This window comes from Paraburkholderia sp. EG286A (genome assembly GCF_040965375.1).
Taxonomy (GTDB): Bacteria; Pseudomonadota; Gammaproteobacteria; order Burkholderiales; family Burkholderiaceae; genus Paraburkholderia.
In genome coordinates this window covers 92443-118992 of the sequence record NZ_JBFRCB010000008.1, presented here as the reverse complement: position 1 = coordinate 118992, position 26550 = coordinate 92443, and the positions used below count along the sequence as shown (strand labels likewise).

Sequence of the window (26550 nt, the reverse complement as noted above, 5' to 3'; positions counted from 1 at the left end):
ACGGCAATTTCCCGGCCGCGTGGCGAACTTGCGTTATCCGCCGGGCGCGCTTATATTGGGTTCGAATGGTTGCGATTCGCAACCATTCGCGTAAAAGCCATAGCGGAGACCATCATGGATTTTGTCGACGTGCCCGCGCAGCCCCGCGAGACGACCATCCTCGAACTGCGCGAGTTCTCGCGGCGGCTGGTGCGCGAGCTGGGCTTCATGCGTACGACGCTCGCCGACAGCGATCTCGCCCCTTCCGCCGTGCACGCCATCATCGAGATCGGCGCGCAGCCGGGCATCAACGCGAGGGCGCTGGGCGACATCCTGCGGCTCGACAAGTCGAACACGAGCCGGCAGGTCGCGCGGCTCGAGGCGGCCGGCCTCGTCAAACGCAAGACCGCCGACGACGACGCGCGCTCGTCCGAGCTGACCCTGAGCGCGGCAGGCCAGAAGCTGCGCGCGAAGATCGACCGCTTCGCCACGGACCAGGTGTCCAACGCGCTGCGCAGGCTCGTTCCGGCCGACCAGCAGACGCTCGTGCGGGCGCTCGCGCTCTATGCCGACGCGCTCGCGCACGACAATCCCAACGAGACCAGCGCAACCGCGCCGGCGGCGGGCGTGCAGATCGTGGAAGGCTACCGGCCCGGCTGCATCGGCGACATTGCGAGTCTGCACGCGCGGTTCTACGCGGCGAACTGGGGCTTCGGCGCTTACTTCGAAAAGAAGGTGGCGGCGGAACTCGCCGATTTCGCCGGCGCCTTGCCAGCCGTTGGCAAGGCGCTCTGGCTCGCGGTGGAGCGCGATCGCGTACTGGCTTCGCTGGCGATCGACGGGAACGAGAGCGGCAACGCCGGCGTGGCCCACCTGCGCTGGTTCATCGTGGACGACTCACTGCGCGGCACCGGCGTCGGCCGGCAGCTGATGACGAACGCGATGCAGTTCGTCGATGCGCACTACGCCGAGACTTACCTGTGGACCTTCAAGGGCCTCGACGCCGCGCGGCATCTGTACGAGTCGTTCGGCTTTCACCTCGCGGAAGCGTCCGAAGGCGACCAGTGGGGCACGAAAGTCACGGAGCAGCGCTTCGTGCGGCGCCGCGCCGATTGACTCGTATCACACGGAGCTTGCCGGACGCCCGCGCGTTTCCGGCATGCGCAGATACACGATCAGCGAAATCGCCGCGCAGGCCGTGACGTACCAGTAGAAGTACTGCTCGTGCCCGCTCGCCTTGAGGCGCAGCGCGACGAACTCCGTCGTGCCGCCGAGAATCGCCGTGGTGAGCGCGTACGGCAGACCCACGGCGAGCGCGCGAATGCGGGTGGGGAACAGCTCCGTTTTCGCGAGCATGTGCACAGAAGTGAAGCCGCTCAGCATCACGAGCCCGGCGAACGACAGCAGGAACGCCACCAGCGGATCGCGCGTATGGCTGAGCGCCGTGAAGAGCGGCACGGAAAACAGCGTAGTCGAAAGGCCAAAACAGATCAGCACCGGGCGGCGGCCGAACACGTCGGAAGCGAGCCCGAACAGCGGCTGGAGCGGCATATACAGCAGCAGCGCGCCGGTGGAGACGAGCGTCGACATCTCCTTCGAAAGGCCCACGGTGTTCACGAGGTACTTCTGCATATAAATCGTGAATGTATAGAAGCCCACCGTGCCGCCCACGGTAATGCCGATGGCGAGCAGAATCTGCCGCCAGTGCGACAGCAGTTGCTTCAGCACGGGCGGACCAGCTTCACGCCGGCCGCGCTCGAACGCTTCGGTTTCCGTCACGTTGCGCCGCATATAAAGCGCAAACAGCGCGAGCGCGCCGCCCAGCAGAAACGGCACGCGCCAGCCCCAGCGCTCGATCTGCTCAGCCGTCATCAGCAGGTTCTGCATGACGAGCATGAGGGCGAGCGCAACGAGCTGCCCGGCCACCACGCTCACCTGCAAAAAGCCGAGATAAAAGCCGCGCCGGTTGGCGGGCGCGATCTCGCTGAGGTAGGTCGCGCTGGTGCCGTACTCGCCGCCCATGCTCAGGCCCTGCAGCAGGCGCGCCGCAATCAGCACGACAGGCGCGAGCACGCCGATGCTCGCGTAACCGGGCGTGAGCGCGATCATCAACGAGCCGATGCACATGGCCGTGACCGACCACGTGAGCGCGGACTTGCGCCCGTGGCGGTCGGCGTAGAAGCCCACGAGCCAGCTGCCGAGCGGTCTCGCCACGTAGCCCACGGCCGCGATGGCCGCCGTGTTCATGAGCTGCACGGTCGGCTTGTCGCTCGGGAAAAACGACTTCGCGAAGTAAATCGAAAAAATGCTGTACGCCAGAAAGTCGTACCACTCGATCAGGTTGCCGGCCAGGCCCCCGACGATCGAACGGATGCGTGGCCGTGCGCTCGGTGCAGCGTGTGCTTCCACCGCCTGGTTGTCGATTCGGACTCCGAAATCCGTGTCGTTCGACATGCGTGTCTCCTCCTCTTGTTTTTCCAAATTCCAGAGTGTGGCGTTCAGTCCTTCGGTGCGTACTCGCGATCGAGCCGGTCGAAGAGCGGCTTGTTCACGAGGCGCTGACGCTCGGCGAACGGCGCGACGATCGTCGCGTCTTCATCGAGGCGGCCATTCGCGCGCAATTGCCCGAGAGCACGCTGCATGCCGACCACGGCGCCCTGCAGCGCCGCGTTCGCGTACAACACCAGCGCGTAGCCAAGGCCCGCCAGCGCTTCGCGCGACTGCACCGGCGTCTTGCCGCCAATCACGATGTTGATGAGTTGCGGCGCGTCGATGAGTTTGGGCAGCCGTTCGATGTCTTCGAGCTTTTCCGTGGCTTCGATGAAGAGAATGTCCGCGCCCGCCTCGATGAACGCGTGGCCGCGCGCGATCGCCTCTTCGATGCCGTGCACGGCGGCCGCGTCGGTGCGCGCCATGATGAGCAGGTTGCCGTCTTCGCGCGCGTCCACGGCCGCGCGGATCTTGCCCACCATCTCGCTCGCGCCGATCACTTCCTTGTTGGCGAAGTGGCCGCACTTCTTCGGCATCACCTGGTCTTCGAACTGGATCGCGTCGGCGCCGCTGCGCTCGAGCGTGCGCACGGTCTGGCGCACGTTGAGCGCGTTGCCGAAGCCCGTGTCGGCGTCGACGATGAGCGGCAGGTTGACCGCGTCGCGCACGCGCGCCGTGTGCTCGGCAATGTCGCTCAAGCCGATGAAGCCGAGATCGGGCAGGCCGAACGACATGTTGGTGACGCCCGCGCCCGTGAGGTACAGCGCCTCGAAGCCGGCGTCCTCGATCACGCGGGCGCTCATGGCGTTGAAGGCGCCCGGCACGAGCAGGCCGCGGCGTTCGTTGACCTTGGCGCGGAACGCGGCGCGGCGTGCGGCAGTGGAAGTGGTCATCGCGATGACTCCGTTCAGTGGGTTTTGAGATGGCTCGGATATTCGCACGATGTATGCCAACCAGCGGAAGCTGGGCGCAAGCCATATAAAACAATACTTTAGGCGGCCCAGCGTGCGATCGACGTTTCATGCCACAATCTCTGGAACGTTTCATGAAACGTTCCAGAACGCCAACCTTCGTACCGAGGATTCCGCCGTGCCTCCCCCCAGCCCGCCCCAGGCCGCCAACCGCCCGAGCATCGCGCTCGTGAGCATCAGCCGCTTGCGCAATCTCTGCGAAACCGTGGCGCCGCGCTATGCCAGCGAGGCACGCTTCTTCAACGTGCGCGAAGGCTATGGCGACGCCGTCACGGCGCTGCAGCCCTATATCGAAGCCGGCACCGTGGACGTGGTGCTCGCCGCCGGCTCCAACGGCGCGTACCTGCGCGACAACCTGAGCGTGCCCGTGGTCATGGTCAAAGTGAACGGCTTCGACGTGCTGGCCGGCATCACGCACGCGAACGCCACCTGGCCCGGCGCGCCGATCGGGCTGATCCTGCACGAGAGCGTTTCGCACGAACTCGCCGACCTCGGCGCGTGGCTCAACCTGCGCCTCACGCAGCGCGCCTATCGCACGGTCGACGAAGTGCGCGATGCCGTCACGGCGCTCGCCGCCGAGGGCTGCCGCGTCATCATCGGCCCCGGCATGGCCTGCGATCTCGCCCAGGCGGCCGGGCTCGAGAGCGTGTTCCTCTACTCGCTGGGCGCGGTGCACGAGGCGTTCGAGCGCTCCGTGGAACTGGCGCGCGTGAGCCGCCAGAAGGAGTCCAAGCGCGTGCGCCTGAACACGATCGTTGCGCACCTGCGCGACGGCGTGGCCGCGTTCGACGCAGCCGGTCAGCTCGAAGCGGTCAATCCGGCCATGCTCGAACTGCTCGGTCTCGACCGCGCGCGCGATGTGAGCGCGCAACTGGTCCGCTCGGTGGGCCCGCTGCTGCGCGAAGTGGCCGGCGGCGATGCGGCAGTCGATGAACGCATCGAGCAGATCGGCGGGCGCTCGCTGATCGTGAGCTGCGTGCCGATCGTCGAGCAAGGCGCGCGCTCGGGCGCGGTGGTCACGGCGCAGGATGCGCTCGTCGCGCAGCGCATCGACCGGTCGCTGCGCACGACCCAGCGGCCGCGGCACCTCGTGGCCCGCTACGAACTGGACGACCTGGTCGGCGTTGCGCCCGCCATGGCGCGCGTCCGCCGCCTCGCGGCCATGAGCGCCGCCCACGACGCCACCGTGCTCCTCACGGGAGAAAGCGGCACGGGCAAGGAACTCGTCGCGCAGGGCATCCACAACGCGAGCCGGCGGCGCGGCAATCCATTCGTCGCCTTCAACTGCGCGGCGCTACCCGAGGGGCTGATCGAGAGCGAGCTGTTCGGTCACGAGGAAGGCGCGTTTACGGGCGCGCGGCGCGGCGGCAAGCCTGGCCTCGTCGAAATCGCGCATACGGGCACGATCTTTCTCGACGAAATCGGCGAGATGCCGCCCGCGCTGCAAAGCCGCCTGCTGCGCGTGCTCCAGGAGCGCGAGGTGATGAAGCTGGGCGCCAGCCGCGCCACGCCCGTGGACGTGCGCGTGATCGCCGCCACGCACCGCGACTTGCGCGCGCTGGTGCAGGAAGGCGCATTTCGCGCCGACCTGTATTTCCGGCTCAACCTGCTGCATATTCCGTTGCCGGCCTTGCGCGAACGGCGCGAGGACATAGGCGCGCTCGCGCGCCATCTACTCGAACGTATGGCCGATCGCTACGCCCTGCGCGCCGCCGCGATCGAGCGCGTGCTCACGCTGTTCGCGCCGTACTTCGCGAGCTATGCGTGGCCGGGGAATGTTCGCGAACTCGAAAATCTGCTCGCGCGGGCGGCCATCTTCCTCGCCGACGAAACCGGCGGCACGCACGGCGATAGTTCGTTATACGATGTATTTCCGGAGTTCGTGCAAAGCGACGCAGCGAGCCATGCGCCGCGGCGCGCGGCGACTGCCTCGAACGGCGCGCGGCGCGACGACGCCACGCCGGTCACGCGGGAAGACGTCGAGCGCGCGCTCGCCGCGCACGGCGGCAATCGGGCCGCCGCCAGCCGCGCGCTCGGCATAGGCCGCACGACGCTGTGGCGCTTGATGAAGGGCGCCTGAGCGCACGGAGTATCATCACAACCTCCACGATGCGTCGATTGAAGGCGCATCGAACCTGCCGCGGAACCTGCCATCGTGAACTATTTCAACGTCCTGCTCGCGCTTTCGGGCGTCCTGCTGCTGAGCGTCGCCAGCCCCGGGCCGAACTTCGTGATCGTCACCTCCACGGCGGTGGCCTCGCGGCGCGCGGGCCTCGCGACCGGCCTCGGCCTCGCCGCCGCCTCCGGCACGTGGGCATGGATCGCCATCGCGGGCCTGAGCCTAATCGTCACCCACGTGGCCTGGATCGGCACCGGGCTGCGCATCGCGGGCGCGGGCTATCTGATCTGGCTCGGCGCGAAAATGCTCCTCACGGCGCGACAGCCCTTGCAGGTTGCCGCGCAGGCGGGCGCATCGGGTTGGGCCGCCGCGAAGAAGGGCTACGTCGTCAGCATGACGAATCCCAAGGCCATTGCGTTCTACGGCAGCATCTTCGCGTTGATGGTGCCCGCTACGGCGCCGCGCTGGCTCGAAGTGGCGGTCGTCGTGATCGCCATTCTCATTTCGTGCGCCTGGTATTGTTCGATGGCCCTGCTCGCCTCGCATCCCACGGTGCGCCAGTTCCTCGTCCGGCGCAAAGCCGCGCTCGACTCGGTGGTGGGCGTCGTGCTGATCGGACTCGGCGGGCGCATGCTCGCAGGCCGCTGAGCCCGGTCACGCGGCCATGAGCGGGCGCCTGGCCTGGCGATGGCTGCTTGCCGCGCCGCTGGTGTCGGCATGGACACTGGCGTTCGTGCTCGCGGCGGCGTCCTTGCTGGCTCGCGCGCAAAGCGCGCCCAGGGTCGTCGACCTTCCTACCCGGCCCGGCGTCACCCAGCGCTTCCTCTTCATTGCGCCGGCAGCGCCAAAGGCGGTCGCGATTCTTTACGCGGGCGGGCACGGCGGCCTGCAACTGGACCCGCAGGGAAGCTTCGGCTGGGGCGCCAACAATTTTCTCGTGCGCAGCCGCATGCTGTTCGTGAACGACGGCGTGGCCGTGGCGGTCGTCGACGCACCGAGCGACCGGCAAGCGCCGCCCTACCTCGACGGCTTTCGCCTCACGCCCGAACACGCCGCGGACGCCCGCGCCGTGATCGCATGGTTGCGCGAACAACTGCACGTGCCGGTCTGGCTCGTCGGCACGAGCCGCGGCACGCAGTCGGTCGCGGCCATCGCCATTGCGCTCGCGAAAGACGACGCAAGCCCCGGCGCGGGCCCGGACGGCATCGTGCTCACCTCGACCATCCTGCGCGAAAACCGGGGCGGCGACCCGGTCACGGGCATGAACCTCGCCGCGCTCAGGATTCCCGTGCTCGTGGTGCACAACAAGGACGACGCCTGCAAGGTGTGCCCGGTAGCCGAAACGGACACGCTCATGCAAAAGCTCACGCAAGCGCCGAGAACGAAGCTGACGCTCGTCTCCGGCGGCGCCTCGCGGGGCGACCCGTGCGGGGCGTTCGCATATCACGGCTTCAACGGCATCGAAAGCGAGGTCGTGCACGGCATCACGGCGTGGATGCTTGCGCCTTAGCGGGTTTTCGCACCGGGCGCCCCACCTCTTCCCGCACCTCGCTTCTCAGCCAGTCGCGAAACGCCGTGAGCCTCGGCAGACTCGCGCACTCGGGCCGATAGACCACGTAGTACGCCAGCGCCGACGTAAAGGCGACCTCCGGAAAGAGACGCACGAGCCGGCCGGCCGCGAGATCGTCGCGCGCCATGACGCTGCGCGCGAGCGCGACGCCGTGCCCTTCTATTGCTGCCTGCAGCACCGCGGCCGAATTGTTGATCTTCATGCCGCGGCCCGCCGATGCGGGCGTCACTCCCACGCTTTCGAACCACGCATGCCACGAAGCAAAGCCCGCATGGCTGTCCACGGAGAGATCGTGAATGAGCGGCGCGCGGGCGAGATCGCGTGGTGCACGCCATTTGCCGGCGCGACGCACGGCCGGTGAACAGACGGGATAGATCTCCTCGTCCATGAGCTTTTCGGCAGTGAGTCCCGGCCACGCGCCGGCCCCATAACGCACGCCGATATCGATGCCCTGCGCGACGAAGTCGAGCAGTTTCAGGTTCGTGTCCAGACGCACGTCGGTGTCCGGCCACGCGGCTTGAAAGCGGTCGATGCGCGGCAGGAGCCATTTGGCGGCGAACGCCGGGCTCACCGTGACCGTCAGCACGCCGTTCGCCGAGCCTTCCTTCAGGCGTTCCAGCCCCAGGCTCAAGCGATCGAAACCGGCGCGGATGTCGGGCAGCGCGCGCTCGGCCACTTCCGTCACCATCAGCCGCGCCCTGCCGCCGCTGCCGCGGACGAACAAGGGCGTGCCGAGCCAGTCTTCGAGACTGCGCACCAGTTGGCCGACGGCGGCAGGCGTCACATTGAGCTCGGCCGCCGCGGCGGAAAAGCTCTGATGCCGCGCGCTCGCTTCGAATGCGCGCATGGCATTGAGGTAGACGGGCGTCTTCATGATCCAAAGATTTTCTATCAACGGGAGACAGAATATCTGATTTGTGGGCGGATGCGGACGCGAACAGAATGAGTGCCATTGAAGAGGCGCCAGGCGCATGCCTTGCCGCCGGCGTCGGCCGCCGTTCCATGGCTTCGAGGAGTCCACCATGAACCATAGTTTTTCTTTTGATTTCACGTCCAGGGTCGCGATTGTCACCGGTGGCGGTTCCGGCATCGGCAAGGAGGTCGCCGCGCGTCTCGTGAAGGGCGGCGCGCGCGTCGTCATCGGCGGGCGCGACGAGGCGAAGCTGCGCGAAGCGGCTGCGCAAATCGACCCCTCGGGCGCCAACGTGCGCTTTCATGCCGGCGATATCGCGCTGCCCGCCACCGCGGCTGCGCTCGTCGACCTCGCGACCGCGGCGTTCGGCGGTGTCGACATTCTCATCAACAACGCCGGCATTTTCCGGCCCAAAGCGTTTCTCGATGTGACCGAAGCCGAATACGACGGCTTTCTCGACACGATCCTCAAAGGCAAGTTCTTCATGGCGCAGGCCGCGGCCAAGGCGATGCTCGCACGCGGCGGCGGCGCGATCGTGCAGACGGGTTCGCTCTGGGCGCTGCAGGCCATCGGCGCCACGCCTTCCGCGGCGTACTCGGCAGCCAATGCAGGCGTGCATGCGCTCACGCGCAATCTCGCCATCGAACTGGCGTCGTCGAATATCCGCATCAATACCGTCGCGCCGGGCGTCGTCGAAACGCCGGTGTATCGCACCTTCATGACCGAGGACGAAGTCAGCAGGACGCTGCCGGGGTTCAACGCATTTCATCCGCTCGGGCGCAACGGCCAGCCCGCGGATGTGGCCGAGGCCATGCTCTTTCTCGCCTCGCCTCACGCCTCCTGGATCACGGGCACCGTGCTGCCCGTGGACGGCGGCGTGATGGCCGGCCGCCACGCCTGAAGCGCGCACGGCTGATCGATTTTTCGACACGACACACAGGAGCACCGCATGGTCTATCTGCAAATCACCCTGAAGATCGCCGCCAGCCAGCGCGCGGCCGCCGCTGGCGTCTACCGGCAATACAAGGCGCCGTTTCTCGAAACGATAGCGGGCGCGAAGTCGAAGGAACTGCTCGTGCGCGAAGCGGACGTGCAGGTGCTGCACGGCTTCGATAGCGTCGAGCATGCGCAGGCGTACCTCGAAAGCGCGTTGTTCACGGCCGATGTCGTCGGCGCGCTCGCGCCGCTGCTGGACGAAGCGCCCGAAGTGCGCATCTACGAAGCCGCGTGAAGCGAGCGCGTCGCGGTATTTCGCAGGGCTAACCGCCCTTCTTTTTCACGGGCGCGCTGTTGTGCCCGAACGACCCCGGCGGCTCCGCCCGGCCGTGGTGGCCGAGCGGCACCTCTGCGGTCTGCTCCGGATGCGGGCCGCCCTCGCGCGGCATGAACTCGGGCCGCGACTCCGGTTGATCGTAGCTGCCCGGCGCACCCCGTGCGGGTTTCTCCTGCGCCGGTTGCTTGCCGGCGGCGAGTTCGGCGCCGGTTTTGCTGGCCTCGTCCGGCCTGGGGTTTTGTGGCGAAAGACCCATACTCGGCTCCTTAAGGGGCGTGGATGCGAGGCATCCTGTTCACTCTTTCGGACCGCTCGCCGGCGCCGCTTGCGCGCCGGTTGGCGCCGACATCTGGCTACGCAGAGAATTCTGGGTTTGCGGGCGCGCACCTTCGTCCGCACGTTTGCAGGCCGTACAGCCGAGCGCCAGCGCGGCCGCGCCGAGCAGCCACAAACGCGGCCAGGAGCGGGCGCGCGGTCTTGCCAGATTGGCAGCCGATTTCGCAGTGCTTTTCATCTGATCCCTCCCTTGTGCGCGCCAATTGCAAATCCGCGCGCCACGCTTGTAATTCTTCTACCCCGTTCCCCGTCTCTCCAACCTTTCACTTTGGCGCTGGCGCGCTCCGTCTCGCGCCGGTCCTGCGCCCATCCTTCATTCCCGATAGGCCGCCATCACGATCCACATGTCGCGCTCGCCGTTGCTCACTTCAGCGGCCAGCGCATAGCGGTCGTGCGGGCTGCAGGCGTTCTGCAGCGCCTTGCGCGCCTGTTCCGTGTTGTCGTAATCGCGCTTTTCCAGCGGACGCACTTCGTTGCGTCCCTCGAACATCTTCTGGTCCTTGCGGTAGATAAGCGTTTCGGTTTTCCATTCGCGAAAACATTCCCGGACATGCTGGAAATCGCCTCCGCAGACGTTCACTTCGTAGCGTGGAGTTGACTTCATGATCGACTGCCTCCCTTGCCGGTTCGACGCGCACCTGCCGTTTTCCTCACGCCGCGCGCGTGCACACCCGCGAGGCCGCATAGGGCGTGCCGGACCTGACTTCACTGTGCGGGCGGTATTGCATTTGCGCAGCGGGTGAATCGTCTGATGGGAGAGGGAGAAGTCATGAGCACGAGCCAGCATCCAGCTGCGCGGCGCAAGGGCGGCCGCCCCGCGCGGCAGCGTCATGCCCACGCGAGCGCCGCGAAAGGTCACACGAAAAGCGCCACGAGCGGCGCCACGAACAAATGGTCGAAGCACGTGAACGAGACGAGCGACGCCATGGACCTCGAGGCCGGCGTATTCAGGTCCGGCAGCGCCGAAGCGATCGCCCGTTCGCTCAAGGAATCGTCGCTGCATAGCCGGCGGCGCAAGGGCACGCCGTTTCAGTCGGCCATGTCGATGCTGAACTTCTACATCAATCGCGCGGGCAGAAATCTGCCCAAATCGCGGCGCGACACGCTCGTGAAAGCCAAGGGAAAGCTGCGGGAAGCGTTTGGCCGCAAGCCCTGAGGGAAAATTTCAGGCTTTTTCACGGTGGCATCGGCTCTGCGGGTCAACTCTTATATAAGACATAAGACATTTGACGTTATATCGTATTGCGCTTAAAATCCCGCTCAAAGCAGTGCCTGGAAAAGCCTCGGAGTGCCTGAAAAGCCTTCGCCTTCAAACGCAATACCAGTAGGTCCCCCAATGCTTGAAAACTTTCGCGCTCACGTAGCCGCACGCGCCGCGCTCGGCATTCCCCCCCTGCCGCTCACGGCTCAGCAGACCGCCGAACTGGTGGAACTGCTGACGAATCCTCCCGCTGGCGAAGAGCAGACGCTGCTCGACCTGATCACCAACCGCGTGCCCGCAGGCGTCGACGAAGCCGCCCGCGTGAAGGCCGGGTTCCTGGCCGCCGTGGCCAAGGGCGAAACCGCCTGCGCGCTGATCTCGCGCGCTCGCGCCACCGAACTGCTCGGCACGATGCTGGGCGGCTACAACATCGCCCCGCTGATCGCCCTGCTGTCCGACGCCGAAGTGGGCACCGTGGCTGCCGACGCGCTGAAGAAGACCCTGCTGATGTTCGACCAGTTCCACGACGTCAAGGAACTGGCCGACAACGGCAACGCCAACGCCCGTGCCGTGCTGCAAAGCTGGGCTGACGCCGAATGGTTCACGAGCCGTCCGGAAGTGCCGCAAAGCCTGACCATCACCGTGTTCAAGGTGACGGGCGAAACCAACACCGACGACCTCTCGCCGGCCCCGGACGCGACCACCCGCCCGGACATCCCGCTGCACGCGCTGGCGATGCTGAAGAACGCGCGTCCCGGCATCACGCCGGAAGAAGACGGCAAGCGCGGCCCGGTCAAGTTCATCGAATCGCTGAAGGAAAAGGGCCACCTGGTCGCCTACGTGGGCGACGTGGTCGGCACCGGCTCCTCGCGCAAGTCGGCCACCAACTCGGTGCTGTGGTTCACGGGCGAAGACATCCCCTTCATCCCGAACAAGCGCTTCGGCGGCGTGTGCCTGGGCGGCAAGATCGCCCCGATCTTCTACAACACGATGGAAGACGCCGGCGCGCTGCCGATCGAACTCGACGTGTCGCAGATGGAAATGGGCGACGTGGTGGAACTGCGCCCGTACGAAGGCAAGGCGCTCAAGAACGGCGCAGTGATCGCCGAATTCCAGGTCAAGTCCGACGTGCTGTTCGACGAAGTGCGCGCCGGCGGCCGCATTCCGCTGATCATCGGCCGCGGCCTGACGGCCAAGGCGCGTGAAGCGCTGGGCCTCGCCCCGTCGACGCTGTTCCGCCTGCCGCAAAACCCGGCCGACAGCGGCAAGGGCTTCTCGCTGGCGCAGAAGATGGTTGGCCGCGCGTGCGGTCTGCCGGAAGGCCAGGGCGTGCGCCCGGGCACGTACTGCGAACCGAAGATGACCTCGGTCGGCTCGCAGGACACCACGGGCCCCATGACCCGCGACGAACTGAAGGACCTGGCGTGCCTCGGCTTCTCGGCCGACCTCGTCATGCAGTCGTTCTGCCACACCGCCGCTTATCCGAAGCCGGTGGACGTGAAGACGCACCAGACGCTGCCGAACTTCATCAGCAACCGTGGCGGCATCGCGCTGCGTCCGGGCGACGGCGTGATCCACTCGTGGCTGAACCGCATGCTGCTGCCCGACACCGTCGGCACCGGCGGCGACTCGCACACGCGCTTCCCGATCGGCATCAGCTTCCCGGCAGGCTCGGGTCTGGTCGCCTTCGCGGCCGCCACCGGCACGATGCCGCTGGACATGCCCGAATCGGTGCTCGTGCGCTTCAAGGGCAAGATGCAGCCGGGCGTCACGCTGCGCGACCTCGTGAATGCGATCCCGCTGTGGGCGATCAAGCAAGGCTCGCTCACGGTCGCCAAGCAAGGCAAGAAGAACATTTTCTCGGGCCGCATTCTCGAAATCGAAGGCCTGCCCGACTTGAAGGTCGAGCAAGCGTTCGAACTGTCGGATGCTTCCGCTGAACGTTCGGCTGCCGGTTGCACGGTGCACCTGAACAAGGAACCGATCATCGAATACCTCAACAGCAACATCACGCTGCTGAAGTGGATGATCGCCCAGGGCTACCAGGACCCGCGCAGCCTGCAGCGCCGTATCAAGGCGATGGAAGCATGGCTGGCCGATCCGCAACTGCTCCAACCGGATGCCGACGCCGAGTACGCCGCCGTCATCGAAATCGACCTGGCCGACGTGCATGAGCCGATCGTGGCCTGCCCGAACGATCCGGACGACGTGAAGACGCTGTCGGACGTCGCCGGCGCCAAGATCGACGAAGTGTTCATCGGCTCGTGCATGACCAACATCGGTCACTTCCGTGCCGCGTCGAAGCTGCTCGAAGGCAAGCGCGACATTCCGGTCAAGCTGTGGGTCGCGCCGCCGACCAGGATGGACCAGAAGCAGCTGACCGAAGAAGGCCACTACGGCGTGTTCGGCACGGCCGGCGCGCGTACCGAAATGCCGGGCTGCTCGCTGTGCATGGGCAACCAGGCACAGGTGCGTGAAGGCGCAACGGTCATGTCGACCTCGACGCGTAACTTCCCGAACCGTTTGGGCAAGAACACGAACGTGTACCTCGGCTCGGCGGAACTGGCTGCGATCTGCTCGCGTCTGGGCAAGATCCCGACCAAGGAAGAGTACATGGCCGATATGGGCGTGCTCAACGCCAACGGCGACAAGATCTATCAGTACATGAACTTCGACCAGATCGCCGACTTCAAGGAAGTGGCCGATACGGTGACGATGTAAGTGTGATGCTGGAGTACGGCGCGGGGTTTGGGTAGTAGAGCCGCGCCGTAGCACCAGACAGTGGCGCCGCAGGCTGAATGCCTGCGGCGCCATTTTTTTGGTTCGTCGAGGAGCTTCCTTATGAGCAGGGGTCGAGCGAGCCGTTGCGAGAAGCAATGACTGCCCGGACGACCAGCATGATGCGTTCAACCCGCGCGCCGGGCCGGATTCGGCCTGCACGTTCGAGTTCGGCGAGCCCGTGCAGGGCTGCCCAAAAGGTCTCCGTGACGTTCTCGACATCGACGCAGAACGGCGCGACGACGGATGCGAGCGCTTCGAAACCGGCCCGCAGTTCCGGCGGCGTTTCGGCGTCGGCAAACCGCAGATTGGTCGGAAGCGTGAACATCGCCTCGTAGAGCGCGGGACACCGCGCTGCGAAGCCGAGATAGGCCACGGCGACATTCTCGACGGCGTTTTCTTGCCCCGCCGCTCCATGCGCCGCTTCCCGCAGCGCTACCGTGAGTTCCTGAAAGCCCTCGAGAGCAACGGCTGAAACGATCGCGTCGCGATTCTCGAAATGCGAGTAGAGGACTGGCTGGCTATATTCGATCTCTTCGGCGAGGCGGCGAACCGTGACGGCGTCCCAGCCTTCGCGCTCCGCGATCACGCGCGCTGCCGCGACGATGCGGGACTCGCGCTCAGCCCGTTGCCTGCCTTTGCGCTCGGCAATACTCAACTTGTCCTCTCCCTGACCCCGATGGTCCACATGGCCTGTGATGATACGGAAGCTTGAAAATCTAGCAACGCTAGATTATATTCCGCCACTACACCACGAAGCATAGGACTCTGCGATGCATTGGCTTTCGTTCGGACTGGCACTGTTTCTCGCCCTCGCGATCATCGCGATCGGCACCCAATATCTTGTGAGGCCGATGACCGCGACACGCAGTTTCGGTCTGCCGCTTCCAGAAAACGGCGCCAACACTGCCTGGTGGCTTCGCCTCAAGGGCGTGCGCGACATTGCGTCGGGATTGGCGGTCCTGGCGTTCATGGTGTGGGGCACGCCGCTCGGGATCGGCATCGTCCTGCTCGTGGAAGCCGTCATTCCGGTTGGCGACATGCTGCTCATTCTTGCCGCGAAGGGCTCTACGAAAAGCGCCTTCGGCATGCATGGCGCGACGGCCGCGCTGATGGTCTTCACCGCGATTTCGACGATGATGGGAGGGCGCTGAAATGATCCACACGCTTTCGATCTGGCTTCTCGCCGCCGGCTTCTTTGGCGCCGGTCTCTTCAACGCGATCGGCACGCCCGCGTCGCAAAGCGATTACGCCCGGTGGGGTTACCCGCGCTGGTGGGGTCGTTTGACCGGCGCATTGGAGATGCTGTCCGCCGTGCTGATCGCGCTTCCGGCAACTCGCATGATTGGCCTGGCGCTCGGGGCGATAATCATTGCGGCAGCAGTTTTGACCGTTCTGCGTCATCGCGACTTCTCGCACCTTGTGCCGCTTGGTGTGTTTGTCGCTGTGATCGCGCTCGCAGGAATCCCGGCTTGAGAGGGCCGCGCGCCGATCTGCATATCCTGCACAATCAGCGCGCGAATGCCAACGCGGGGGACTCAGCCGTTGCCGCCGTGAAAGAGCGTTAGCTTGTTCGACACCGAAGTTACGCCCTGCACCGAACGCGCAACCTCTTCCGCCTGGCGGATCTGGTCGCCAGTGCGAACCGTGCCGCTCAGCGTCACGGCGCCGCTGCGCGCGCGCACGAAAACGCCGGACACGTTGAATCCCTGCGCCCTCGACAACGCACGTCGCACGGCACGGGCAAGTGCGCGGTCCGCCTTCTTCTCGCTGGGCGCCGCCTGGGTCGTGCTCGGCGCCATCGACGCGTCAGTTGGCGCATTTGCCGATTGGGCATGCGCCATGCCAGCGGCGGTCAACAGAAAAGACGCCAACACGGCGCATCGCAGATTCGATTTCATGACCCACTCCTGACAATGCCGCGCAGGGACGCGCCGGCCGCCGTCCATATTGCACCTCCACGCAAGCACCCGCTCCGAAGGCGCTCGCATCGCGCCGCCGCACTACACTGCCGCCGATGCCGCCGCAACGCCCAGAAAGGTCTGCACGATCCCGCGCTTGCGTTGGCTGTGAAGGCAGGCCACCGAATCGATATTGCAGCCGCGCAGTTCCTCCACCGGGATGGCAACGCAACGCGCGCACTCGGGAATCTCGCGTTCGAGCACGAATCCGATGCCGAGGCCTTGCCGGACGGCTTCCAGAACGGCCTCGCGACTACCGAGTTTCATCGCAGTCGGGAGCGACATTCCCGCACGCCGCAAGGCTTCGTCGACCAGTCGCTGGGTGTTGGAACCCGCCTCCCGGCGAATCACGGCGTAGGCTCCGAGATCGCCGAGGGACACGCTTTCGGCCGCGGCAAGCGGATGATGCTCCGGCACGAGCACGCGCATATCCTGGCGCGCAACGGGGATCGACGCCACACGCGCATCGCTCCTGGCATTGCCGACGACCACCGCGTCGACCCGATACGCGAGCAGATCGTCCCAGACCTCGCGCTGACTTCCGAACGAGACCGAAATTTTGATATCGGGGTATTGCGCGCGAAAGGCGGCCACTACCTGAAGCACCACCTGTGGCCCGTCGGCGGCGAGTTTGAGGCTGCCGTGCCGGAAGCTGGTCGCCCGGCTCACCATGTCCTCGATCTGCTCTTCCGCCGCAAACATTTGCCGGGTCAGTTCAAAGAGCGGCTTCGCGGCATCGGTTGGATGCACGCCCTCATTCGTGCGGATGAATAGCGCCTGCTTGCAATCCTCTTCGAGATTGCGGATCTGAGCCGTGATGGCCGGCTGCGTCAGACCGAGAAGATTTGCCGCCTTCGAAAAACTGCCCTCGCGCACGACCGCATCGAATGCCCTGAGCTGGAAATAGCGCATCGCCACGTCGAACCTCACCCTATAAATACCGATGTGAAAATATAGCACCGGTATTAATTTGACTGGCACCGGGTACGCGCTCTAAGCTCGATGCGGTTGCGGTTCTGGCGACCCGCCCTTTTGACGCCTGGTGAGATTCGTAATGAGCAAAGAGATCGACTACCTCAATCCCGCCCTCCCTCGGGGCCTGCGGCGAGTGGCGATGCCCGTGGTCGACGCGACCATGGCAACGCTGAATGGCTATGGCAAGCTGGTGGACGACCCGCACGCATGCCAGGTGGAAATCGTCCAGTGGCCTGCAATGGGGTCAAGACCGATCGACCCGGGTACCGGCGACGAAGCGGGCACGACCGAAGGCACGTTCGTGAGCGCATGGCGCGGCGACATTCTCTACGGGCGAAACGAAGCCGTAGGCGGCAACTATGTTCTCGCCTACGCAACGGAGCCGGAAGACGCACGCGAAGACAACGCCGCCGCCCCCGAACGCATGTTGATATGGCATGCGAACTATCACCCGGACGGCGGGCAACTGTTCTTTCCGCTCGATCGCCGCCCGTTCTACGTGCCGCTGGCATTGCCGGGCGACGACATTACGCCGGAGAAGTTCGTGTGCTTTCGCTTCGACGGACGCCAGGGTCTCTATATCCACCCCAACATCTGGCACGAAGGCGTCTTCACGCTCGAGGGGACGCAGCGATTCTTCGACAAACAAGGCGCTGTTCATGCACGCGTCTCGGTCGAATTTGCGACAGAGTTCGGCTGTCTGCTCGAGGCCGCCATCGCGCGCGACTAGCGCGTTGCACCCGCAGACGCACGGAGACGGATGAGGCTAGCGGACGTCGCTCGAGCGGGTCACGTCCTTTGCTTGCGCGTCGACGGCATCGCTGTGCAGCAATGCAGGCTGCCGTTCAGGCGTTTCGCCTTGCGCCATGCCTTCCTTGAATCCCTTCACCGCGACGCCCAGATCGCCGCCGATGTTCCGTAGCTTGTTCGTACCGAAAACCAGTGCCACGATCAGAAGAACGATCATCCAATGCCAGATGCTCAATGAACCCATAACTGAAAATCCTCTCTTTGCCGTCGCTCGCGACGAATGACATGAACCTTGCAGCCCGACCCGGCGTATCGCCCGATGTTGAGCAGGCGTATTGGAACGCGCCGATGTGTCTCGCTCGTTTCCTGGAACAGCGGTTTTGTATGCGTATGTACGCACGCGCCCTGTAGATACATGCAAATACAAAAGGGGCCGTGTTCGCGCGCGCACGGCTTCAGCGTTGCCAGCGCATGACCGCTTTTCAAACGGTTCCAGACAAGCGTTTAATATCGGCTGCAACGTCTCTTGGGAGCCCTCCCATGCTTAGGGTCCTTGAACCGGGCGACTACTTCGGCACCACTTCCCTGCGTTACGGTAAAGACGGCATCTCGCTCGTGGAGACCGATTTCGCCACGGATCTGATCATTCCGCAGCACGAGCATGTGAATCCGTTTTTCTGTTTCGTGCTGAACGGCTGCGGAACCCGATCCTGGCCGGCCCGCCGTGGCGAAGAAGGCCCGATGTCACTGACGTTTTTCCCCGCAGGCGTGCCCCATGCCAACACCTGGTACGGGGCCGGCGGCAAGGCACTCCATCTGGAGTTTTCGACCTCTTGGGCACAGCGCCTTGGCGGCCGGACCCGGGTGCTCGATCGTCCCGATGACTTTGCAGGCGGCGCACCGCTGTCGTTCATGCGCCGCCTGGTCCGCGAATGCCGCGAGCAGGATTCGGCGACTTCGCTGGCAGTCGAAGGGCTGGTACTCGAACTGCTTGCCGCGTGCGAGCGGTCCGTCCCGCGCGCCGCGACAGTAGTCGGGTCGCGCCGCTGGCTCGCTCGCGTGGAAGCCATGCTGCACGACCGTTTTCGCGAGACGTTGACGCTCGATGAAATTGCTTCGGACAACCATGTTTCTGCCGACCACCTTGCGCGTGAATTCCGCAAGCACTTTGGCTGTACGGTCGGTGAGTACGTGCGACAGCTTCGGCTCGATTTCGCCTGCGCTCAATTGACCCGCGGACGCCTTTCGCTCGCCGCGATTGCCGAGGCCGCCGGTTTCGCCGATCAAAGCCACTTTACGCGCGTCTTTCGGCGCAGCATGGGGCTGACACCAGGCGCGTATCGCGCGCAGCTGCTTGTAGATCGCTCCCGTACCAAAGATTGACGGTCCGGTACAAGATCACGGTGCGGCCACGGCCTAGAGTGGCTCGCATGTTCGACATGAACTGACGTTCCTGGAGATCGATGTGAGCGACGATGCCTTTCCTTATTTGACGCGCCTTGACGTCCTCTACGCCTTCGGCGAAATCATCGACGTGCCCGCCCTCGTGGCCGCAAACAGCCATCCCTGGTACAACCAGACGCTATGCGAGGTGAACCAGTCGGTCGTTCGACTGGGTGTCGTGGAGGGCGCATATCACTGGCACAAACACGACGCAGAGGACGAGTTCTTTTATGTCGTAAGCGGACACTTCCTGATCGATCTCGAGGACCGCGTCGTCGATCTGAGCTCAGGACAAGCGTTTGTCGTGCGTAAAGGCCAGCTGCACCGCCCGCGAGCGCCGGAGAAGACAGTGATCCTGATGGTCGAGTCAGCGGGCATCGTTCCCACGGGCGACACGCCGCCCCCGCTCGTCTGACAAATTTACAATACCGTAAGCTACCCGCAGCCACAGGGCATATCCCGGAAACCCAGGTACACCACCTAGATGAATCTGATTGACGATTTCGATGTCGTCTGACAACAATATCCAGGGTGATCGAGTCAGCCGCTCCTGTTCGATCTCGCCGCTGTAACCGTGCCTCTCCCGTTCGCATTAGCGTCGCCACGCGGCCCAATCGCCGCCGAAGTCGAGCCACGCCCCCTGCAGCAAAACAATCCAGCGAGACAACTAGGAGAACGAATCAAATGGCAACTCATGACCAGGACGATCCCCTGTCCTCCGAAGCCCCCGCCTCGCCCAAGCGGCGCGCGTTCATGGCCTTTGCCGGCGCGTCCGCAGGCGCAAGCCTCCTCGCCGCCAGCCGCGCAGCGGCAGCAGCCGATTCCATGTTTCCCACGCCTGCCACCTTCGGAGGCAAGATTCCGCAGCCGCCCGGCCACTCTGCCGGCGATCCGATCTGGGGTCCAGAGGGCCAGGCCACGGCGATCATCAGGAGGCTTGCCCACGTCGATCGCTCGCTGTTCTCCCGCGCCGACTTTCACGTGACGAGCTACGGCGCGCGCACGCTCCCCGCCTCCGCGCTGATTACGTCGACCGCGTGGCCGGGCGGCAAGATTCCATGGGTGACGGGCGGCACGGAACAGACTGCGCATCCGACCAGCGATCTGCAAAGCCCGGGCTCGGGCGTGATGGTGCCGTGCGACTACACGGGCACGCAATACGACTCAAGTACGGCGATCAATGCCGCGATTGTCGACGCGAGCCGTGCCGGTGGCGGCCGCGTGGTGGTGCCTGCCGGCAACTGGTACTGCGGCGGTCCGATCGTGCTGCTGAGCCACGTGAACCTCCACCTCGAATCGGGCTGCACGATCTATTTCAGCCCGAATCCTGCCGACTATGCGAAAAACGGCCCATACAAGACGGCGAACGGCAATCTCTACCACACGCGCTGGCAGGCGAACGACTGCCTGAATTTCGGCTCGCCGATCTACGCATTCCGCCAGACCAACATCGCCGTGACCGCCGACGACAACACCTGCGTGCTGAACGGTCAGGCGATGACGCCGATGCAACTGAGCACCCAGGCGCCGACCTCGTGCTGGTGGACCTACAAGGGAAGCAGCAACACCTACGGTTGCGCCGGTTCCTCGACGCCTTCTCAGGCCTATGTGAATCCGAACAACGTCGCGCTAACGAGCCTCCCCGCTGGCCAGATCCAGAACCCGCAGGCGAACGTCTCCTTCACGAATCAGTACGGCGTGACGACGTCGCTGATGACCCTGCTCACGGGCACGGGCTGGAACCAGGACCAGAACTATCTGCCCGCGCTCTCCGAACTGCGCGTGCCCATCGAGAACCGCATTTTCGGCAACGGTCACTATCTGCGTCCGTGCATGATCGAGTTCATCGGCTGCACCAATGTGTATCTGCAGAACTACCACACGCAGAACACGCCGTTCTGGCAACACCATCCCACCGATTGCACGAACGTGGTGATCGACGGCGTGTTTGCCGACAGCATCGGACCGAACAACGACGGCTTCGATCCGGACGCGTGCAATCACGTGCTGGTGCAAAACGTTCAGTTCAACACCGGCGACGACTGCATCGCGATCAAGTCCGGCAAGTATCTCGACACCGAGTACGGTCCGATGCAGAACATCGTCGTGCAGAACTGCACGATGCAAAGCGGCCACGGCGGCCTGACGATCGGCAGCGAAATGAGCGCGGGCGTGCGCAACGTCTACGCCCGCAATCTGACGATGCAAAACGAGAACTGGGCGAGCAATCCGCTCAATATCGCGCTGCGTTTCAAGAGCAACATGAACCGCGGCGGCTTCATCGACAACGTCTGGATCAACGGCGTGACGCTCGCCAACGGCGTAAACCTCGCGGGGAAATACGGCGGCGGCTCGCTGGGCGCCGCGATCAGCAAGATCACGGGCACGGGCACGACCGGTCTCGCCACGAACCCGTCGACGGGCCAAGGCGGCCTGATCACGTTCGACTGCGATTACAGCCCATCCGGCGACGCGGTGCGCTGGAGTCCATCGGTGATCAGCAACATCAACATCACCAACGTGAACGCGAGCAACGTGTCGGGCGCGGTGTCGTACTCGATGCCTTCGGGCTTCGTCGCCGGGTCGAACTCGTGCTTCCAGGCGATCGTCATGCAGGGCCCCGAGGCGGTCGACTACAACGGTGCGCTGCCGGTGCCGACCGTGAGTCCGATCAGCGGCGTCACGATCTCGAACTGCAACCTCGGCAGCCCGGTGTGCACGGGCGCGGTGCCGACCACGCCTTCGACAGCGGCGACGGCCGCACCGGGGCCGGTCTTCGCGAGCAACGTGAGCGGCATTACGCTGACCAATGTGGTGATCGCAGGCACCACCTACAACACGTCGCTGACCGCACCGGCGACCTGATGCCGACGCCACGCACACGGACGCAGGCAAACGCGTTCCGTGTGCGTGGCGATCGGTTCGTCAGTGTGGTTCCTTGTCTGCCGGAGGTTGCCGGCGTTTCGGCGCCGGCTTGTTTCCGGAGCCCACCGGCTCGCGCGTACAGGCGTCCGGCGGCATGACAAAGGGAATGTCGTCGCGGCAACACGCATACACCGGAAACCCGTACGCGTTAGTACCGACGATGGTCGTTGGCCCGTGCAACGGGCACACCGCCTTCATGGCGCCTCCCGAAACGCATTGCTCGATGGCTTGTAGCCTACCCCTCGCGGGGCATGGCTCAGGCCTTCTTCACGTAGGCATTGCACCAGCCTTTGGCGTCGACGATCTTGCCGCCATAAGTCGCGCACGGGCCATTCGGCGCGCCCGGCTTGCCCTGAAACAGCTGGCAGTTCGCACAGGTCTGCCCCGCCTGGAAGCGCGGAAACTTGGTTTTGTCGACTTTGCTCGCGTCGGCTTTGTAGCCGAGCGCCATGGCGGTCGGGTCGCTCTCGGAGAGCACCGGCGCGTCGGCGCGCGACTCGCTGGAAAGCGCCGCCGTGGAAGCCACGGAGGCGGCAAGGATCATGAAGCGACGACGGGAAAGCGGCATGGTGGGGCTCCTGAGCATGGAACGTACCCGGCTCTCGTTGTTGCTGATCAGCTGGCCGATTCGTTCGTGTTTTTTCCGTGTGCTATTTATTTATATCACTTCGTGATCCGTTGTAAAGAACGGAAACATTGCAGCACTTCGCATGGCGCTTTTAATTATTTCGCTATGCCAAGCAATTTTCATGACGAGCGCAAACGCGGCACCACAACAGCGCCGCATCGGTTTCACCAGGCCGCGCAGACCTTCCCGAAATGCGCCCCGGCCTGCTGATGACGAAACGCATCGGCCAGCTCGTCCAGCCCGAACGTCCGGTCGAGCACGGGGCGAATGCCAGCCTGGTCGAGCGCCGCGACATACTCTTGCTGCTGGCGCCGGCTGCCCACGATCAAGCCTTGCAGGCGCGCCTGCTTCGCCATGAGGACGGAGGTCGGCACGGTGCCTTCGCGTCCGGTCAACACGCCGATCAGCGCGATGTGGCCGCCCACGCGCACCGCGTCGATCGACTGGGCGAGCGTACCCGGGCCGCCGACTTCGATCACGTGATCCACGCCCTTGCCGCCCGTCATGTCGCGCACGAGCGCGCCCCACTTTTCGTGTTGCCGGTAGTTCACCACCTGGTCGGCGCCCAACGCCTTCGCACGCGCCAGCTTCTCGTCCGACGATGACGTGACGATGACCGAAGCGCCCATCATCCGCGCGATCTGCAGCGCCGCGATCGACACGCCGCCGGTGCCGAGCGTCAGCACGGTGTCGCCGGCCTTGAGGCCGCCGTCGGCCACCAGCGCGCGCCAAGCGGTGAGCCCGGCCGTCGTGATCGTCGCCGCCTCGGCGTAGCTCCAGCCGCGCGGCGCGAGCGTGAAGGCGCTCGCGGGCCGCACGGCGTGCAAGGTCGCGAAGCCGTCCGCGCCGTCGCCGGGCGTCTGCGCGAAGTTGCCCACGGCCTGCCACGGCAACCCGTCCGCCCATTGCGGGAAGAAGCACGACACCACGTGGTCGCCGCGCTTGAATTCCGTCACGCCCGCGCCGACCGCCGACACCACGCCCGCGCCATCGGACATCAGCACGCGCCCATCCGCCGTGGGGATCGCGCCATTGGCGACCAGCAGGTCGTGAAAATTGAGCGACGTGGCGTGAAGCTCCACGCGGATCTCGCCGGCGCCGGGCGCGCCGGGCTCGGCGATCTCGCACAGCTCGATGCGGTCGAGCCCGCCCGGCGCACGCACCACGGCGGCCTTCATGGCCGTGCTCCCTTCGCCTTGCGCGCGGCGTCGATCAGGCCGTCGAGCCAGTCCTGGTGCCCGTTGATCATCGGATTCGGGCGCGTTTTCGCCAGCGTCACAGCCGGTTTGCCCTTCTGCGATTCCTGCGTGAGCACGCGCACGCGGCCGCCGGCAAGGTCTTCGATGAGCCAGGCGTGAATCACGTCCAGACGCGTTTCTGCGTCGCCCTCGGCCCAGCCGTGCCACGCCACGCGCGCGGGCTGGCCCGCGGCCGGTGGCACGTGCTCGGTCACTTTGGCCTGCACCGGAAAGCCGAAGGTCTTGAACTGAAAACGCGCGCCCGCGCTCAGCTCGGGGCCCAGGCCGTCGTGGAAGCCGACATCGGCGGAATTGCTGTAATAGCTCGGCCACACGATCGCGTTGTTGAGCAGCGGCCAGACGTCGGCAGTGGAGAGGCCCGCCACGATCACTTCGTTGGAACAGAAGTTATCGGTCGTGCCGGGCAAGTAGTCTTCGGGCCAGAGAATCTCGTTCATGTTCGTTACCTTTCGATGCTGTCGGTTTCGGTGCGGTGGACACGAGAAATCATGCGGGCTATGCTGAAATAAATCCAATCGCGACTCATTATTTCGGCCATAAACCGTGTTGATATCAGAATGCTCGATCTGAATCTCTTGCGGGCGCTCGACGCCCTGCTCGACGAACGCAACGTCACGCGCGCCGCGCAGCGTCTGTCGCTCACGCAGCCGGCCGTGAGCGCGATGTTGACGCGTCTGCGTGAGAGTTTCGGCGATCCGCTGTTCGTGCGCTCGCAACGTGGCATCGTGCCAACCGAACGCGCGCTGCAACTGGCCGCGCCGCTCAAGCAGGTCTTGAGCGAGATCGAGCAGATGCTGCAGCCGCAGGCCTTCGCACCGGCCGAGGCCGAGATGACGCTCACCCTCGCCTCCACCGACTACGCGCTGCGCGCAGTCGTCGTGCCGTATCTCGCGCGGCTGCGGGAAACGGCGCCCGGCGTGCGCGCCATGATCGTGCCGGTGCAGCACGAGCGGCTGCAGGCGCAACTGGAAAGCGGCGACGTGGATCTGGCCCTGATCACGCCGGAGACTACGCCCGCTGATCTGCATGCGCGGCGCCTGTTCGACGAGCGCTACGTGTGCGTGATGCGCGCGGATCACCCCGCCGCCCAGCGGCGGCTCACGCTGGATCGGTTTTGCGCGCTCGATCATGCGCTGGTCTCGTATGCGGGCGGGAGCCTGAGCGGCGTCACGGACGAGGCGCTGGCGCGCGTGGGGCGCACACGTCGCGTGACGGTGTCGGTAAACAGCTTTCTCGTGCTGCCCGATATCTTGCTGACGAGCGACCTGATTGCGGTCGTGCCGTCACGGCTCGTGAAGGACGCAGCGGGGCTCGCCGTGGTCGAGCCGCCGCTCGCGATACCGGGGTTCACCAAGACGCTCGCGTGGCACGAGCGCACGCATCGCTCGCCAGGGCATCAGTGGGCGCGCGCGTTGTTGTTCGAGACGTGTGAGGCGTTGGCGAGCGAGGCGCCGGGATGATGCCGTCACGTCGGCGCGCGTAAAGGCGATCAGCAGGACGGGCTGCCGTTGGCCGTGCAGAACGCCGCGGGCGCACCCGCGATGAGAGGAAGCGGCGTAACGGGTCCTGGCGGTGGCGGCACGATCCTCACGGCGCCGCACCACGAGGTATGGCTGTGCCCCGCGCTGGGCACGCAGGGCGCAACGGCCGCGCGCAGTTCCTCGGCCGCTTCCTCGCTCAGTTCATTGCGCTCACGCGCTTCGAGCGCGGGCCGCAACTGATCGTCCAGCCACGACGCGAACGCGACGACACAGCCCGCCGCGACGGCCAGCAGCACGACCCGCGCCTTGTGCTCGCGCAGCTTGATGAGCAGGCGCACCGTCGCCGGGCGCCCTGCAATGGGCGCCTCGCGCCCGGCGGCGGCCCGCACTGCCGCTCCTTCGATGATTCTCGTTGCCACTGTTTATTCGTTTTGCTCTTGTGATTGCGCCTGGCGTCCGTATCGAGGCATACGGGTTAACGGCAGGTCGGCGCAATCCGAAAGGGGCGCAACGAAAATATTTGAAAGGCTCAACGGTCCTCGCGCGAGCGCCCGGCAAACGCAAACACGGTTTCGCGGAACCGCTCCACCGCCGGATTGTGCACGGCGGGCTTCGTCACGAGATGCAGCGGCGCGCGAAACGCCTCGTCCCCGGCCACGCGGCAGTAGCGCACGCTCTCCTGCTGGTAGCGCCGCATCGAAGCCGGCACGAGCGTCACGCCGCCGCCCGCGGCCACGAGATTGATCGCGGTGACCATGCGCGGCACCTCGTCGACCACGCGCAACTGCACGCCCTGGGCTTCGCAGGCGCGCACGAAATCGGCGTACATGCCGGGGGCGCCAGGCCGCCGCACGAAGATGAACGGCTCGCCCGCCAGGCGCTTGAGCGACACCGCCCGCGTCCCCGCCAGCCGGTGGCCCGCCGGCAGCACGAGCAGCATGTGCTCCTGGGCGATGCGCTCGAAGCGCAGCTCGGCGGGCGTCTCGATCGGTTTGCGCAGGATCGCGACATCGACCTGCCCGTTCATCATCATCTCGATGATCTCGGCCGCGTTGATCTCGCTGAGCTCGATGGCGATGTCGGGATGCGCGTCGCGATACGCGCGGATCACGGCTGGCGCGAGCGGATGAAACGCGGCCGAACTCGTGAGCGCCACATGCAGCTTGCCCACCTGCCCGAGGGCCACCCGCCGCGCGTGTGTCACGCCCTGCTCGAGCGTGCGCAGAAGGTTGCGCGCGCAAGCAGCGAACGCCTCGCCCGGCGCGGTCAGCTCCACGCCGCGCGGCTGCCGCGTGAACAGCGCAAAGCCCAGTTCCTGCTCGAGTTCCTGGATCTGCTGCGAGAGCGGCGGTTGCTGCATGTGCAGGCGCGCGGCCGCACGCGTGAACTGGCGCTCTTCGCAAACCGCCAGGAAGTAGCGCAGGTGACGTAGCTCCATCGGGACGCTCCGGCAAAAGGATTGGTATAGGCATTGGATATGGCAACCCCATCCGATATG

At 65.4% G+C, this 26550-nt stretch carries 29 protein-coding genes; 15 read left to right on the top strand and 14 right to left on the bottom strand.

Going from position 1 to position 26550, the window contains the following annotated elements; all coding sequences use genetic code 11:
• Window positions 1-114: 114 nt before the first annotated feature.
• A complete protein-coding gene (locus tag AB4Y35_RS32525; RefSeq protein ID WP_368707650.1) occupies window positions 115-1095 on the top strand; it encodes a GNAT family N-acetyltransferase in 981 nt (326 codons plus the stop codon).
• Window positions 1096-1101: 6 nt separating this feature from the next.
• On the opposite strand, the gene AB4Y35_RS32520 is transcribed toward AB4Y35_RS32525, so the two are convergent.
• Window positions 1102-2433 carry an MFS transporter gene (locus AB4Y35_RS32520; protein ID WP_368707649.1) on the bottom strand — a complete coding sequence of 444 codons (1332 nt, stop codon included), beginning with the start codon at window positions 2431-2433 and terminating at the stop codon, window positions 1102-1104.
• A gap of 44 nt (window positions 2434-2477) precedes the next feature.
• Window positions 2478-3362 carry an oxaloacetate decarboxylase gene (locus tag AB4Y35_RS32515; RefSeq protein ID WP_368707648.1) on the bottom strand — a complete coding sequence of 295 codons (885 nt, stop codon included), beginning with the start codon at window positions 3360-3362 and terminating at the stop codon, window positions 2478-2480.
• Between the two features lie 196 nt (window positions 3363-3558).
• Between AB4Y35_RS32515 and prpR the strand changes: the two genes are divergently transcribed.
• The 3 genes from prpR to AB4Y35_RS32500 all read left to right on the top strand — a co-directional run bounded on the left by prpR (window position 3559) and on the right by AB4Y35_RS32500 (window position 7069).
• Window positions 3559-5520, top strand: a complete 1962-nt coding sequence (gene prpR / locus AB4Y35_RS32510; protein ID WP_368707647.1) for a propionate catabolism operon regulatory protein PrpR — start codon at window positions 3559-3561, stop codon at window positions 5518-5520.
• A 72-nt stretch (window positions 5521-5592) separates the two neighbouring features.
• A complete protein-coding gene (locus AB4Y35_RS32505) occupies window positions 5593-6207 on the top strand; it encodes a LysE family translocator (RefSeq protein ID WP_368690817.1) in 615 nt (204 codons plus the stop codon).
• A 16-nt stretch (window positions 6208-6223) separates the two neighbouring features.
• Window positions 6224-7069, top strand: a complete 846-nt coding sequence (locus AB4Y35_RS32500) for an alpha/beta hydrolase (RefSeq protein WP_368707646.1) — start codon at window positions 6224-6226, stop codon at window positions 7067-7069.
• On the opposite strand, the gene gcvA is transcribed toward AB4Y35_RS32500, so the two are convergent.
• Complete coding sequence (gene gcvA, locus AB4Y35_RS32495; protein ID WP_368707645.1) at window positions 7044-8003, bottom strand: transcriptional regulator GcvA; 960 nt, start codon at window positions 8001-8003, stop codon at window positions 7044-7046. The two genes, AB4Y35_RS32500 and gcvA, sit on opposite strands and share 26 nt — an antisense overlap.
• Window positions 8004-8151: 148 nt before the next feature.
• On the opposite strand from gcvA, the gene AB4Y35_RS32490 reads away from it, so the two are divergent.
• Together AB4Y35_RS32490 and AB4Y35_RS32485 are read left to right on the top strand one after the other, a co-directional pair.
• Window positions 8152-8943: an SDR family NAD(P)-dependent oxidoreductase gene (locus AB4Y35_RS32490; protein WP_368707644.1), complete on the top strand. Its 792-nt coding sequence runs from the start codon at window positions 8152-8154 to the stop codon at window positions 8941-8943.
• 48 nt (window positions 8944-8991) lie between these two features.
• Window positions 8992-9273, top strand: a complete 282-nt coding sequence (locus tag AB4Y35_RS32485) for a hypothetical protein (RefSeq protein WP_368707643.1) — start codon at window positions 8992-8994, stop codon at window positions 9271-9273.
• A gap of 28 nt (window positions 9274-9301) precedes the next feature.
• On the opposite strand, the gene AB4Y35_RS32480 is transcribed toward AB4Y35_RS32485, so the two are convergent.
• Entirely contained in the window at window positions 9302-9571 is a 270-nt protein-coding gene (locus AB4Y35_RS32480; protein ID WP_368707642.1) for a hypothetical protein, read from the bottom strand.
• A gap of 393 nt (window positions 9572-9964) precedes the next feature.
• The gene (locus AB4Y35_RS32475; RefSeq protein ID WP_342924523.1) at window positions 9965-10255 is read right to left on the bottom strand and encodes a hypothetical protein; all 291 of its coding nucleotides are present in this window, start codon (window positions 10253-10255) and stop codon (window positions 9965-9967) included.
• A 165-nt stretch (window positions 10256-10420) separates the two neighbouring features.
• On the opposite strand from AB4Y35_RS32475, the gene AB4Y35_RS32470 reads away from it, so the two are divergent.
• The gene (locus AB4Y35_RS32470) at window positions 10421-10807 is read left to right on the top strand and encodes a DUF3175 domain-containing protein (protein WP_368707641.1); all 387 of its coding nucleotides are present in this window, start codon (window positions 10421-10423) and stop codon (window positions 10805-10807) included.
• Window positions 10808-10987: 180 nt separating this feature from the next.
• The gene (gene acnB, locus AB4Y35_RS32465) at window positions 10988-13573 is read left to right on the top strand and encodes a bifunctional aconitate hydratase 2/2-methylisocitrate dehydratase (RefSeq protein ID WP_368707640.1); all 2586 of its coding nucleotides are present in this window, start codon (window positions 10988-10990) and stop codon (window positions 13571-13573) included.
• A gap of 118 nt (window positions 13574-13691) precedes the next feature.
• On the opposite strand, the gene AB4Y35_RS32460 is transcribed toward acnB, so the two are convergent.
• Window positions 13692-14288, bottom strand: a complete 597-nt coding sequence (locus AB4Y35_RS32460) for a TetR/AcrR family transcriptional regulator (protein WP_368707639.1) — start codon at window positions 14286-14288, stop codon at window positions 13692-13694.
• Window positions 14289-14403: 115 nt separating this feature from the next.
• Here AB4Y35_RS32460 and AB4Y35_RS32455 point away from each other — a divergent pair, with 115 nt between their 5' ends.
• Both AB4Y35_RS32455 and AB4Y35_RS32450 read left to right on the top strand, forming a co-directional pair.
• The gene (locus AB4Y35_RS32455) at window positions 14404-14784 is read left to right on the top strand and encodes a DUF4267 domain-containing protein (protein ID WP_368707638.1); all 381 of its coding nucleotides are present in this window, start codon (window positions 14404-14406) and stop codon (window positions 14782-14784) included.
• A 1-nt stretch (window position 14785) separates the two neighbouring features.
• The gene (locus AB4Y35_RS32450) at window positions 14786-15106 is read left to right on the top strand and encodes a DoxX family protein (protein WP_368707637.1); all 321 of its coding nucleotides are present in this window, start codon (window positions 14786-14788) and stop codon (window positions 15104-15106) included.
• Between the two features lie 62 nt (window positions 15107-15168).
• On the opposite strand, the gene AB4Y35_RS32445 is transcribed toward AB4Y35_RS32450, so the two are convergent.
• Together AB4Y35_RS32445 and AB4Y35_RS32440 are read right to left on the bottom strand one after the other, a co-directional pair.
• On the bottom strand, window positions 15169-15531 hold the full coding sequence (locus tag AB4Y35_RS32445; protein WP_368707636.1) for a BON domain-containing protein: 363 nt from the start codon (window positions 15529-15531) through the stop codon (window positions 15169-15171).
• Window positions 15532-15633: 102 nt separating this feature from the next.
• On the bottom strand, window positions 15634-16503 hold the full coding sequence (locus AB4Y35_RS32440) for a LysR substrate-binding domain-containing protein (protein ID WP_368707811.1): 870 nt from the start codon (window positions 16501-16503) through the stop codon (window positions 15634-15636).
• 142 nt (window positions 16504-16645) lie between these two features.
• On the opposite strand from AB4Y35_RS32440, the gene AB4Y35_RS32435 reads away from it, so the two are divergent.
• Window positions 16646-17296 (top strand): ureidoglycolate lyase, encoded by a 651-nt coding sequence (locus AB4Y35_RS32435; protein ID WP_368707635.1) that lies wholly within the window; start codon window positions 16646-16648, stop codon window positions 17294-17296.
• Window positions 17297-17332: 36 nt separating this feature from the next.
• On the opposite strand, the gene tatA is transcribed toward AB4Y35_RS32435, so the two are convergent.
• Complete coding sequence (tatA, locus tag AB4Y35_RS32430) at window positions 17333-17560, bottom strand: Sec-independent protein translocase subunit TatA (RefSeq protein ID WP_368707634.1); 228 nt, start codon at window positions 17558-17560, stop codon at window positions 17333-17335.
• A 296-nt stretch (window positions 17561-17856) separates the two neighbouring features.
• Here tatA and AB4Y35_RS32425 point away from each other — a divergent pair, with 296 nt between their 5' ends.
• From AB4Y35_RS32425 to AB4Y35_RS32415, 3 genes are all read left to right on the top strand, one after another.
• On the top strand, window positions 17857-18699 hold the full coding sequence (locus tag AB4Y35_RS32425; RefSeq protein WP_368707633.1) for a helix-turn-helix domain-containing protein: 843 nt from the start codon (window positions 17857-17859) through the stop codon (window positions 18697-18699).
• An 82-nt stretch (window positions 18700-18781) separates the two neighbouring features.
• Window positions 18782-19174 (top strand): cupin domain-containing protein, encoded by a 393-nt coding sequence (locus AB4Y35_RS32420; RefSeq protein WP_368707632.1) that lies wholly within the window; start codon window positions 18782-18784, stop codon window positions 19172-19174.
• Window positions 19175-19443: 269 nt separating this feature from the next.
• The gene (locus tag AB4Y35_RS32415; protein WP_368707631.1) at window positions 19444-21624 is read left to right on the top strand and encodes a glycoside hydrolase family 28 protein; all 2181 of its coding nucleotides are present in this window, start codon (window positions 19444-19446) and stop codon (window positions 21622-21624) included.
• Window positions 21625-21940: 316 nt separating this feature from the next.
• Here AB4Y35_RS32415 and AB4Y35_RS32410 read toward each other — a convergent pair whose 3' ends face one another.
• The 3 genes from AB4Y35_RS32410 to AB4Y35_RS32400 all read right to left on the bottom strand — a co-directional run bounded on the left by AB4Y35_RS32410 (window position 21941) and on the right by AB4Y35_RS32400 (window position 24008).
• Window positions 21941-22252 carry a high-potential iron-sulfur protein gene (locus AB4Y35_RS32410; protein ID WP_368707630.1) on the bottom strand — a complete coding sequence of 104 codons (312 nt, stop codon included), beginning with the start codon at window positions 22250-22252 and terminating at the stop codon, window positions 21941-21943.
• A 224-nt stretch (window positions 22253-22476) separates the two neighbouring features.
• A complete protein-coding gene (locus tag AB4Y35_RS32405; RefSeq protein WP_368695550.1) occupies window positions 22477-23490 on the bottom strand; it encodes an NAD(P)-dependent alcohol dehydrogenase in 1014 nt (337 codons plus the stop codon).
• Entirely contained in the window at window positions 23487-24008 is a 522-nt protein-coding gene (locus AB4Y35_RS32400; protein ID WP_368707629.1) for an SRPBCC domain-containing protein, read from the bottom strand. The genes AB4Y35_RS32405 and AB4Y35_RS32400 overlap by 4 nt, the downstream gene beginning before the upstream one ends.
• Before the next feature lie 120 nt (window positions 24009-24128).
• Between AB4Y35_RS32400 and AB4Y35_RS32395 the strand changes: the two genes are divergently transcribed.
• Window positions 24129-25031 (top strand): LysR family transcriptional regulator, encoded by a 903-nt coding sequence (locus AB4Y35_RS32395; RefSeq protein ID WP_368707628.1) that lies wholly within the window; start codon window positions 24129-24131, stop codon window positions 25029-25031.
• A 29-nt stretch (window positions 25032-25060) separates the two neighbouring features.
• Here the strand turns inward: AB4Y35_RS32395 and AB4Y35_RS32390 are convergent, their stop codons facing one another.
• On the bottom strand, window positions 25061-25471 hold the full coding sequence (locus AB4Y35_RS32390) for a hypothetical protein (RefSeq protein WP_368707627.1): 411 nt from the start codon (window positions 25469-25471) through the stop codon (window positions 25061-25063).
• Between the two features lie 110 nt (window positions 25472-25581).
• Window positions 25582-26490 carry a LysR family transcriptional regulator gene (locus tag AB4Y35_RS32385; RefSeq protein ID WP_368707626.1) on the bottom strand — a complete coding sequence of 303 codons (909 nt, stop codon included), beginning with the start codon at window positions 26488-26490 and terminating at the stop codon, window positions 25582-25584.
• Window positions 26491-26550: the final 60 nt, after the last annotated feature.

What these genes read in the sequence shown, in the direction of transcription:
- AB4Y35_RS32435 (WP_368707635.1), top strand. Translation starts at nt 16,646, where the DNA reads ATGAGCAAAGAGATCGACTACCTCAATCCCGCCCTCCCTCGGGGCCTG.
- AB4Y35_RS32385 (WP_368707626.1), bottom strand. Translation starts at nt 26,490, where the DNA reads ATGGAGCTACGTCACCTGCGCTACTTCCTGGCGGTTTGCGAAGAGCGC.
- AB4Y35_RS32480 (WP_368707642.1), bottom strand. Translation starts at nt 9,571, where the DNA reads ATGGGTCTTTCGCCACAAAACCCCAGGCCGGACGAGGCCAGCAAAACC.
- AB4Y35_RS32520 (WP_368707649.1), bottom strand. Translation starts at nt 2,433, where the DNA reads ATGTCGAACGACACGGATTTCGGAGTCCGAATCGACAACCAGGCGGTG.
- AB4Y35_RS32500 (WP_368707646.1), top strand. Translation starts at nt 6,224, where the DNA reads ATGAGCGGGCGCCTGGCCTGGCGATGGCTGCTTGCCGCGCCGCTGGTG.
- AB4Y35_RS32475 (WP_342924523.1), bottom strand. Translation starts at nt 10,255, where the DNA reads ATGAAGTCAACTCCACGCTACGAAGTGAACGTCTGCGGAGGCGATTTC.
- AB4Y35_RS32525 (WP_368707650.1), top strand. Translation starts at nt 115, where the DNA reads ATGGATTTTGTCGACGTGCCCGCGCAGCCCCGCGAGACGACCATCCTC.
- gcvA (WP_368707645.1), bottom strand. Translation starts at nt 8,003, where the DNA reads ATGAAGACGCCCGTCTACCTCAATGCCATGCGCGCATTCGAAGCGAGC.
- AB4Y35_RS32485 (WP_368707643.1), top strand. Translation starts at nt 8,992, where the DNA reads ATGGTCTATCTGCAAATCACCCTGAAGATCGCCGCCAGCCAGCGCGCG.
- AB4Y35_RS32455 (WP_368707638.1), top strand. Translation starts at nt 14,404, where the DNA reads ATGCATTGGCTTTCGTTCGGACTGGCACTGTTTCTCGCCCTCGCGATC.
- AB4Y35_RS32405 (WP_368695550.1), bottom strand. Translation starts at nt 23,490, where the DNA reads ATGAAGGCCGCCGTGGTGCGTGCGCCGGGCGGGCTCGACCGCATCGAG.
- AB4Y35_RS32515 (WP_368707648.1), bottom strand. Translation starts at nt 3,362, where the DNA reads ATGACCACTTCCACTGCCGCACGCCGCGCCGCGTTCCGCGCCAAGGTC.
- AB4Y35_RS32395 (WP_368707628.1), top strand. Translation starts at nt 24,129, where the DNA reads ATGCTCGATCTGAATCTCTTGCGGGCGCTCGACGCCCTGCTCGACGAA.
- AB4Y35_RS32425 (WP_368707633.1), top strand. Translation starts at nt 17,857, where the DNA reads ATGCTTAGGGTCCTTGAACCGGGCGACTACTTCGGCACCACTTCCCTG.
- tatA (WP_368707634.1), bottom strand. Translation starts at nt 17,560, where the DNA reads ATGGGTTCATTGAGCATCTGGCATTGGATGATCGTTCTTCTGATCGTG.
- AB4Y35_RS32490 (WP_368707644.1), top strand. Translation starts at nt 8,152, where the DNA reads ATGAACCATAGTTTTTCTTTTGATTTCACGTCCAGGGTCGCGATTGTC.
- AB4Y35_RS32470 (WP_368707641.1), top strand. Translation starts at nt 10,421, where the DNA reads ATGAGCACGAGCCAGCATCCAGCTGCGCGGCGCAAGGGCGGCCGCCCC.
- AB4Y35_RS32440 (WP_368707811.1), bottom strand. Translation starts at nt 16,503, where the DNA reads ATGCGCTATTTCCAGCTCAGGGCATTCGATGCGGTCGTGCGCGAGGGC.
- AB4Y35_RS32400 (WP_368707629.1), bottom strand. Translation starts at nt 24,008, where the DNA reads ATGAACGAGATTCTCTGGCCCGAAGACTACTTGCCCGGCACGACCGAT.
- AB4Y35_RS32415 (WP_368707631.1), top strand. Translation starts at nt 19,444, where the DNA reads ATGGCAACTCATGACCAGGACGATCCCCTGTCCTCCGAAGCCCCCGCC.
- acnB (WP_368707640.1), top strand. Translation starts at nt 10,988, where the DNA reads ATGCTTGAAAACTTTCGCGCTCACGTAGCCGCACGCGCCGCGCTCGGC.
- AB4Y35_RS32445 (WP_368707636.1), bottom strand. Translation starts at nt 15,531, where the DNA reads ATGAAATCGAATCTGCGATGCGCCGTGTTGGCGTCTTTTCTGTTGACC.
- AB4Y35_RS32450 (WP_368707637.1), top strand. Translation starts at nt 14,786, where the DNA reads ATGATCCACACGCTTTCGATCTGGCTTCTCGCCGCCGGCTTCTTTGGC.
- AB4Y35_RS32410 (WP_368707630.1), bottom strand. Translation starts at nt 22,252, where the DNA reads ATGCCGCTTTCCCGTCGTCGCTTCATGATCCTTGCCGCCTCCGTGGCT.